The sequence below is a fragment of the Actinomycetospora sp. genome (assembly GCF_055612215.1).
Genome location: NZ_JBVPVA010000313.1, coordinates 1 through 7,504, shown reverse-complemented (window position 1 = coordinate 7,504; position 7,504 = coordinate 1). Strand labels below are relative to the sequence as shown.

Below are 7,504 nucleotides of genomic sequence, written 5' to 3'. Positions count from 1 at the left end.
CTGCACGCGACCACGCCGAACTGGCACTACGAGCACATCACCCGCGACGTCCTGCCCGCCCTGCGCGAGGCGGGGGTCACCGACCGACAGATCACGACGATGATGGTCGACAACCCCCGCCGCTACTTCGGCGGCTGAGCGGGAGCGCGGTCGGCGCCGTCGGCCGGGGGCGCCGCGCCCCGCCAGGGGCACACCAGGCACGTCGGAGCACCTCCCCGCCTGCCCCACGTGCTGATGATCATCGGGATGGGACGCCTGAGGCGGGTCCGGATCAGGTCGCGCGTGCCATGCCGAAGAAGGCGACGATCGCGGTCGCGACGTCGGGGCCCGACGGGTCGGCGTAGGACGCGCCGGCGCGCCCGCCGGACCAGTCGTGGCCCATCCCGTGCACCGTCCACGACTCGGCGATCACGCGGCCGCCGGGCTCGGTCCACCGCTCCCGGGTCCACGACCGTCCGCCCTGCGCGCCGCCGGTCTCGCGCTCCCGCTGCGCCCCGGCGACCCGCCCCACCGCGGAGCGGACCACCGCGTCGGCGTTGCCCGGCGCGACGGTCCGGTCGGCGTCCCCGTGCACCACGATCAGCGGGACCGGGCCCGCGTCGGCCACCGTCGAGGGCGGCGAGGACATCGCGGCGAAGGCCGACCCGACGTCCCGAGCGGCGCGGTATGGCAGCCCGGAGTGGACCCCGGCACCGCAGAACAGGTCCGGATGGGTCGCCGCGAGGACGGCAGCCATCGCCGCCCCGGCCGAGAAGCCGGCCACGCCGATCCGCTCCCGGTCGACGTCGTGCGCGCCGGCGACCTCGCGGGCGACCGCGGCGATCATGGCGGGCTCACCGCGGTCGCGCTCCTGGTCGCCGGGGCGGAACCAGTTCCAGTAGCCCATGGCGTTCGCCGACCGGGACTGCTCGGGGTAGACCACCACGATGCCCTCGCGCTCGGCGACCTCGTCCATCCCGGTCGACGCCGCGAAGGCGTCGGCGTCCTGGGTCCCGCCGTGGAGCATGACCAGCAGCGGCGCGGGACGCTGCGGCGCCGTCGGGACGTAGAGGCGGTAGGCCAGGGAGCCCACCGCGCCCCGCGTGACGCTGCCCGGCGACCGACCCGCACCGGCCGTCGGGGCCTGCGCGCCGCCGGGGAAGCCGGCCGTGCCGCTCATGCCCGGCAGGCCCCCGAGCCCGGGCACGCCTCCGGTGAGGCCGGCGCCGCCGAGACCCGGCAGGCCGGCGCCCGGGAGGCCCGTCCCCGGCAGGCCGGCCCCGCCGAGCGCGCGCTGGATGGAGGCCGTGGCGGCGGTGAGCTGCCCCGAGCGCCTGAGCCGGGTGGCCTCGTCGAAGCGCGGGGAGGTGGTGGCACCGGGACGCGAGAGGGCGTCGACGAGCCGGGTGAGACGGGACATGGGTGCTCCTGACGATCGTCAGACGATGCGCGGCCCGAGGGCCGCCTTGACCGCACGGCTGGCGCGGAAGGCCCCGAGCACCTCGACCGAGGCGATGGTCGCCAGGGCGAGCTCGGGATCGACGTCCTCGGCCACCGTCGCGAGTCCGAGGACCCGGATGTGGACCTGCTCCCCCGCGGCCCGCAGGCCCTCGAGGTCGGCGCGCGAGAAGTGCTGGGTCCCGAGGACGAGGGTGCGGCGGGCGACCGTGTGCTCGATCGTCTGCTCACTGCGGGCCAGCTGGGTGCGGACGGCGGTGCGGATGAAGTCGGTCCGGTTGCTGAAGAAGCCCTCCTGCACGAGCAGATCGATCCGCCCCAGGTCCACCGGACCCAGGTTCACGGTGATCTTCTCGGTGCGATCCGGTTCCCCGACCACCTCGACCTCCCTCCATGGACCATCCATGTGGATGGTGCACGGCAGGCGTGCGCACCGCAAGTCGGCGTTCGACGCCCGGAGCTGGGTGGTGTTCCACAACCCAGGCTCTCTAGGGTGACCCCGACGTCCCCGGAGCCCGAGGAGGCCACGATGGAGTGGACCGGCGCCCGCTACGCCGACCAGCCCGAGGTCGAGGTGCAGACGTGGGTCGCCGCCCCGCCCGAGCGGGTGTGGCCGCTGGTCAGCGACGTCGAGCGCATGCCGACCATGAGTGGCGAGCTGCAGGCCGTCGAGTGGGCCGACGGCGCCACCGGCCCGGCGCCCGGGGCGCGCTTCGTCGGCCGCAGCAGCCACCCGTCGCTCGGCGAGTGGTCGGCGACGTCGACCGTGGTGACGTGCGAGCCGGCCGCCGAGTTCGCGTGGGAGGTCCAGGGCGAGGACGGCCCGGCCGCGCGCTGGTCCTTCCGGCTCGAGGACGCCGACGGCGGGACGCGGCTGTGCCAGCGCGTCCGCCTCGGGCCGGGCCGCTCCGGGCTCAGCCACGCCATCGACCGGATGCCGGACAAGGAGCAGAAGATCGTCTTCGTCCGCCTGCGCGAGTTCGAGGCCTCGATGCAGCGCACGCTCGCGGCGATCCGGGCGGACGCGGAGCGATGAGGACCGCCACCACCGTCGAGGGCTCCTCGGATCCCACGGCCGTCGACTTCGTCGTCGAGGCCGAGCACCTGGGGCTCGAGGAGTGCTGGGTCGCCGAGGCGTGGGGCTCGGACGCGCCGTCGGTGCTCGGGTTCCTCGCGGCCCGCACCGAGCGGATCCGGCTGGGCTCGGGCGTGATCCAGGTCGGGACGCGCACGCCGGTCGCGGTCGCCCAGGCCGCCCTCACCCTCGACGCGCTGTCCGGCGGCCGGTTCGCCCTCGGGCTGGGCTCGTCCGGGCCCGGCGTCGTCGAGGGCCTGCACGGCGTGCCGTTCGCGCGACCGGCCACCCGGATGCGCGAGACGATCGACGTCGTCCGCCAGGCCTTCGCCGGGGACAGGATCGCCTACTCGGGGCGCACGGTGACGATCCCGCTGCCCGGCGGCGAGGGCCGGCCGATGCGCCTGTCGATGCCGGCGAACCCCGACCTGCCGATCTACGTGGCGTCGCTGTCCCCCCGCATGCTCGAGCTCACCGGCGAGGTCGCCGACGGCTGGCTGGGCACCAGCTTCGTCCCCGAGGGCGCCGCGGCCTACTTCGAGCACCTCGACGCCGGGCTGGCCCGGGCCGGGCGCACCCGGGCCGACCTGACGGTCTGCCAGGGCGCCGAGGTCGCGTTCGCCGACGACGAGACCGAGCTCGCCGCGATGGTGGCCGCCCGGCGTCGGGGCCTCGCGTTCTCCCTCGGCGGCATGGGCACCGCGAGCACGAACTTCTACCACGACGCCTACGCCCGCCAGGGCTGGTCGGAGATCGCCGTGGCCGCCCGCGAGCGCTGGCAGGCCGGGGACCGCGACGGGGCTGCCGCGCTCGTCCCCGACGAGATGGTGCTGGCCACGACGCTGCTCGGCACCGAGGAGATGGTCCGCGAACGGCTGCGGGTGTGGCGCGACGTCGGGGTCGACACCGTCCGGCTCTACCCGGCGGGCGACTCCCTCGACGAGCGCCTCACCACGCTCGGGCGCGCGATCGACCTGGTGCCTCCGGCTCGTGAGCAGTTGTCCGTGTCATAGGGCGGAATACTGCGCACGAGCGCGCAGCGCACCTCAGGGCCCGACGAGCACCACGTCGAGGCGGCGGGGCCCGTGGACGCCCTCGACGCGGTCCAGCTCGATGTCGCTGGTCGCCGAGGGACCGGAGACGAAGGTGAGCGGGCGCGTCGGGTCGAGGCGTGCCACCCCCTCGGGGACCGAGCTGACGACGTCGGCGGCGCGGATGACGCAGACGTGGTGGTCGGGCACCAGGGTGATCGCCCGCCGGCCCTGGTCCGCAGCGCCCGAGTCGAGCACGAAGGTGCCGGTGTCGGCGATCGCGACCGCCGCGCCGGTCACCACCGCGTCGAGGTGGTCGAGCTCGTCGACCGAGAGCGGCGGGTCGTCGGCGCGCACGTCGCCGGGGAAGGCCGCGAGCCACGTCCCCGGGAGCCCCGGCGGGACGACGACGGTCCGCGCGCCCTCGAGGAAGGCCGCCACCGCGCCGGGCACGTCGTCCTCGGCGGACACCCGCGTCACCGTGGCGCGGTAGTCGGTCAGGGTCTCGTCCAGCCGGGCGACGGCGTCCTCCGTGCCGGCCGCGTACCGGCCCGCCGGGTGGTAGTCGCGGGGCACGACGACGGGCGCCGGCGGGGCACCCGCGTCCCGGGCCGACCGCAGCCGGGCCAGGACCTCCTCGCGGGCTTCCATCAGGCGTCCCCGCTCGATGGTCCAGCTCCGCTCCGCGTCGTGTCCCCGTGCGTGCGCGACCACCACTGCCGGAACGTCTCCGCCGGGGGCGCCGGCAGGTCCCGGGCGTTCGACCACCCCGACAGCGGCCACGGCAGCGTCGAGATCCGGCCCTTGCGCCCGGCGAGCACGCGCCCGACGCCCAGCGCCCGCTCGGCGAGCTTGAAGCGGCCCGGCGTCGTCATCGCGATCGCCGCGGCGTGCATCGCGACGTCCTGACCGGTCGGCCGGGTGTGGGCGTCGACGGCGGCGGCGCGCTGCTGCACGAGCAGGTGCGGGATGTCGATGCGCACCGGGCACGCGTCGAAGCACGCTCCGCACAGCGACGACGCGTACGGCAGGGACGCGTTCACGTCGTCGGGCCCGGAGATGCCGGTGAGCTGCGGGGAGAGCACCGCGCCGATCGGGCCCGGGTAGACCGAGCCGTACGCGTGGCCGCCCGCGCGCTCGTAGACCGGACAGACGTTGAGGCACGCCGAGCAGCGGATGCAGTGCAGGGCGGTCCGCCCGTCGGGCGAGGCCAGCACGTTCGAGCGGCCGTTGTCGAGCAGGACCAGGTGGAAGGCCTGCGGGCCGTCGCCGGGGGTCACCCCGGTCCAGGTGGAGGTGTAGGGGTTCATGCGCTCGCCGGTGGAGGAACGCGGCAGCAGCTGCAGGAACACCTCGAGGTCGGCCCACGTGGGGACGACCTTCTCGACGCCCATCACGGTGATCAGGGTCTCGGGCAGCGTCAGGCACATCCGCCCGTTGCCCTCGGACTCGACCACGGAGAGCGTCCCGGTCCCGGCCACCGCGAAGTTGACCCCCGAGATCCCGACCCTCGCCGAGAGGAACTTCCGCCGCAGGTGCGTCCGCGCGGCCATCGCCAGCTTGCGGGGCTCGTCGGTCAGGTCCGGGTCCACGCCCGGCATCTCCCGCAGGAAGATCTCGCGGATCTCGGCGCGGTTGCGGTGGATGGCCGGGACCAGGAAGTGCGACGGCCGGTCGTGGGAGAGCTGCACGATGAGCTCGGCGAGGTCGGTCTCCAGCGCCGCGATCCCGGCGCCCTCGAGGGCCTCGTTGAGCCCGGTCTCCTGCGTGGCCATCGACTTGACCTTGACCACCTCGTCGGCCCCGGTCGCCCGGACCAGGTCGACGACGATGCGGTTGGCCTCCTCGGCGTCGCGCGCCCAGTGCACGACCCCGCCGCGCTCGGTGACCCGCTCCTCGAGCTCGACCAGCAGCTCCGGCAGCCGCGACATGGTGTCGGCCTTGATGGCCTCGCCGGCGCGGCGCAGCTCCTCCCAGTCGTCGAGCTCGGCCACGACCCCGGCGCGCTTGGCCCGGATGGTGCGCGTCGCGTGCCCGAGGTTGCGACGCAGCTGGGTGTCGGCGAGGGCCGTGTGCGCGGCCTCGGGGAAGGACTCGACGCCGCGCAGGTGCCCGTGCGGGTCCGAGGCGACCGTCGGCATCCCCAGCGGCGTGGTCGTCATACCGGGACCCCCGGACCGTGCGCCTGCCCGGCGGCCTCACCGGTGCGTTCCGTCGAGCGGTCGGCGGCGTCGCCGGTGACGAAGTCCGCCGAGGGGTCCCCGCGGTCGGTGCTCGCGAGGATCTCCGCCAGGTGCACGGTCTTCACGCCCGTCCGCAGGCGGGAGAGGCCGCCGCCGATGTGCATGAGGCAGGACGAGTCGCCGGCCGTGCAGACCTCCGCCTTCGAGGTGAGGACGTTCGACATCTTGTCGGCCAGCATCGCGGTCGAGGTCTCCGCGTTCTTCACCGCGAACGTGCCGCCGAACCCGCAGCAGACGTCGGCGTCGGGGAGCTCCACGAGCTGCAGCCCCCGCACGGCGCGCAGCAGCTGCAGGGGCTTCTCGCCGACCCGCAGCATCCGCAGCGAGTGGCACGTCGGGTGGTAGGTGACGCGGTGCGGGTAGTAGGCGCCGACGTCGGTCACGCCCAGCACGTCGACGAGCAGCTCGGAAAGCTCGTAGGTGCGCGCCGCGCCCGCTTCGGCCGCCCGCGCCAGGCCCTCGTCCCCGGCCCGGCGGGCGACCATCGCGTGCTGGTGGCGGACGCACCCGACGCACGAGCCGGACGGCGCGACGATCGCGTCCACCCCCTCGTCGAGGGCCCGACCGAAGACCTCGACGTGGTGGCGGACCACCGGGAGCGCCGTGTCGAGGTAGCCGGTGTTGACGTGCATCTGGCCGCAGCAGGTCTGGTCGGCCGGGAACACCACCTCGTGGCCCAGCCGCTCGAGCAGCTCGACGGTGGCGATCGGGGCCCGGGGGAACAGCGCGTCCCCGAGACAGGTCGCGACGACGGCGATCCGCATCGGCTGCCCCTCTCCCGCGGCGGCGGTGGCTTCGGTGGGGAGTCTGCCCGTCGCGGGGGTCGCGCGCTCGTCCTGCAGGCGGTCAGCCCACGCGCGCACCCACCCGCTCGGCCGGACGCGACTCGGCCGGCCGGCGCTGCGCGGACACCGTCGGGACCGGGCCGGAGGCGGGCGAGACCCGCGGGGCGGGGCAGCCGCCGTCGGGCTGCGGGCCTCGCGTGAGCTCCAGCGTCATGGGCTCGAAGCCGAGGAGGCGCTGGAAGTCGCGCGTCTCGGCGTCGAGGAACAGGGCGGTGTCGACGGCGAGGTGGCGCACCCCGCGCGCCGCGAGCTCGCCCACGAGGTGGGCCGCGAGCAGGTAGCGGGCCGGTCCGGCCGCCCGGGCCGGCGCGGCCAGCAGCAGGTCGAGCCGGGCGAACGACCCGTCGACGGAGGTCAGCGCGACCACCTCGGTCACGTCGTCGGCGTCGCGGGCGAGCCAGGCGGCGACGAGGCCGGACTGCAGGTCGGCGCGCACGCCCTCGACGCGGTCCTCCTCGCCGCGGGCGCGCAGCACCGCGGCGATGCGCACCTCGGCCTCGACGCGGCCCATGCGCCGGCAGGAGACGCCCGCCTCGGCCGCCCGGGCGCCGTTGACCCGCACCGCCTGCCGCGCCGGCCCCGCGAGGTAGTCCTCGCCCCCGGCGGGCAGGGCCAGCACCGAGACCGCGAGCCGGCACGGGATGCCGTGGCGGTGGCCGCCGTACGTGGCCTCCATGCGGTCGCCGAGCGCGGTGGGCGAGCAGCTCACCGCGATCTGGGGGAGATCGGCCAGCACCGGCAGGCGATCGCGCAGCGCGGGCACCGCGCAGGCCATCGTCGCCGCCGCGCGCCGCACCCGCCCAGGCGCACCGGCCTGCGCCTGCAGGGCCTCGCCGAGTCGCACGAACTCCGGATTCGCCAGTCCGCTGCTCA

Annotated in this window: 9 protein-coding genes; 3 read left to right on the top strand and 6 right to left on the bottom strand. The window is 75.6% G+C overall.

Translation table 11 applies throughout. From position 1 onward, the window contains the following. Positions 1-138, top strand: a 138-nt coding sequence (locus tag AC0CYZ_RS09000) for a phosphotriesterase family protein (protein WP_472214418.1), incomplete at its 5' end; no start/stop codon positions are given. Positions 139-271: 133 nt separating this feature from the next. On the opposite strand, the gene AC0CYZ_RS08995 is transcribed toward AC0CYZ_RS09000, so the two are convergent. Next, a complete protein-coding gene (locus tag AC0CYZ_RS08995; RefSeq protein ID WP_472214412.1) occupies positions 272-1,399 on the bottom strand; it encodes an extracellular catalytic domain type 1 short-chain-length polyhydroxyalkanoate depolymerase in 1,128 nt (375 codons plus the stop codon). Positions 1,400-1,417: 18 nt separating this feature from the next. After that, a complete protein-coding gene (locus tag AC0CYZ_RS08990) occupies positions 1,418-1,816 on the bottom strand; it encodes a CopG family transcriptional regulator (protein ID WP_472214410.1) in 399 nt (132 codons plus the stop codon). 150 nt (positions 1,817-1,966) lie between these two features. Here AC0CYZ_RS08990 and AC0CYZ_RS08985 point away from each other — a divergent pair, with 150 nt between their 5' ends. Next, on the top strand, positions 1,967-2,473 hold the full coding sequence (locus AC0CYZ_RS08985; RefSeq protein ID WP_472214416.1) for an SRPBCC family protein: 507 nt from the start codon (positions 1,967-1,969) through the stop codon (positions 2,471-2,473). Further along, entirely contained in the window at positions 2,470-3,525 is a 1,056-nt protein-coding gene (locus AC0CYZ_RS08980; RefSeq protein ID WP_472214408.1) for an LLM class flavin-dependent oxidoreductase, read from the top strand. Before AC0CYZ_RS08985 ends, AC0CYZ_RS08980 begins: the two co-directional genes overlap by 4 nt. Before the next feature lie 33 nt (positions 3,526-3,558). On the opposite strand, the gene AC0CYZ_RS08975 is transcribed toward AC0CYZ_RS08980, so the two are convergent. The 4 genes from AC0CYZ_RS08975 to AC0CYZ_RS08960 all read right to left on the bottom strand — a co-directional run. Further along, positions 3,559-4,197, bottom strand: a complete 639-nt coding sequence (locus tag AC0CYZ_RS08975) for a LutC/YkgG family protein (protein WP_472214414.1) — start codon at positions 4,195-4,197, stop codon at positions 3,559-3,561. After that, positions 4,194-5,705 carry a LutB/LldF family L-lactate oxidation iron-sulfur protein gene (locus AC0CYZ_RS08970; protein ID WP_472214406.1) on the bottom strand — a complete coding sequence of 504 codons (1,512 nt, stop codon included), beginning with the start codon at positions 5,703-5,705 and terminating at the stop codon, positions 4,194-4,196. The genes AC0CYZ_RS08975 and AC0CYZ_RS08970 overlap by 4 nt, the downstream gene beginning before the upstream one ends. Next, positions 5,702-6,550 carry a (Fe-S)-binding protein gene (locus tag AC0CYZ_RS08965; RefSeq protein WP_472214404.1) on the bottom strand — a complete coding sequence of 283 codons (849 nt, stop codon included), beginning with the start codon at positions 6,548-6,550 and terminating at the stop codon, positions 5,702-5,704. Before AC0CYZ_RS08965 ends, AC0CYZ_RS08970 begins: the two co-directional genes overlap by 4 nt. A gap of 82 nt (positions 6,551-6,632) precedes the next feature. Further along, a partial coding sequence (locus AC0CYZ_RS08960; RefSeq protein ID WP_472214402.1) for a hypothetical protein occupies positions 6,633-7,504 on the bottom strand: 872 nt, incomplete at its 5' end.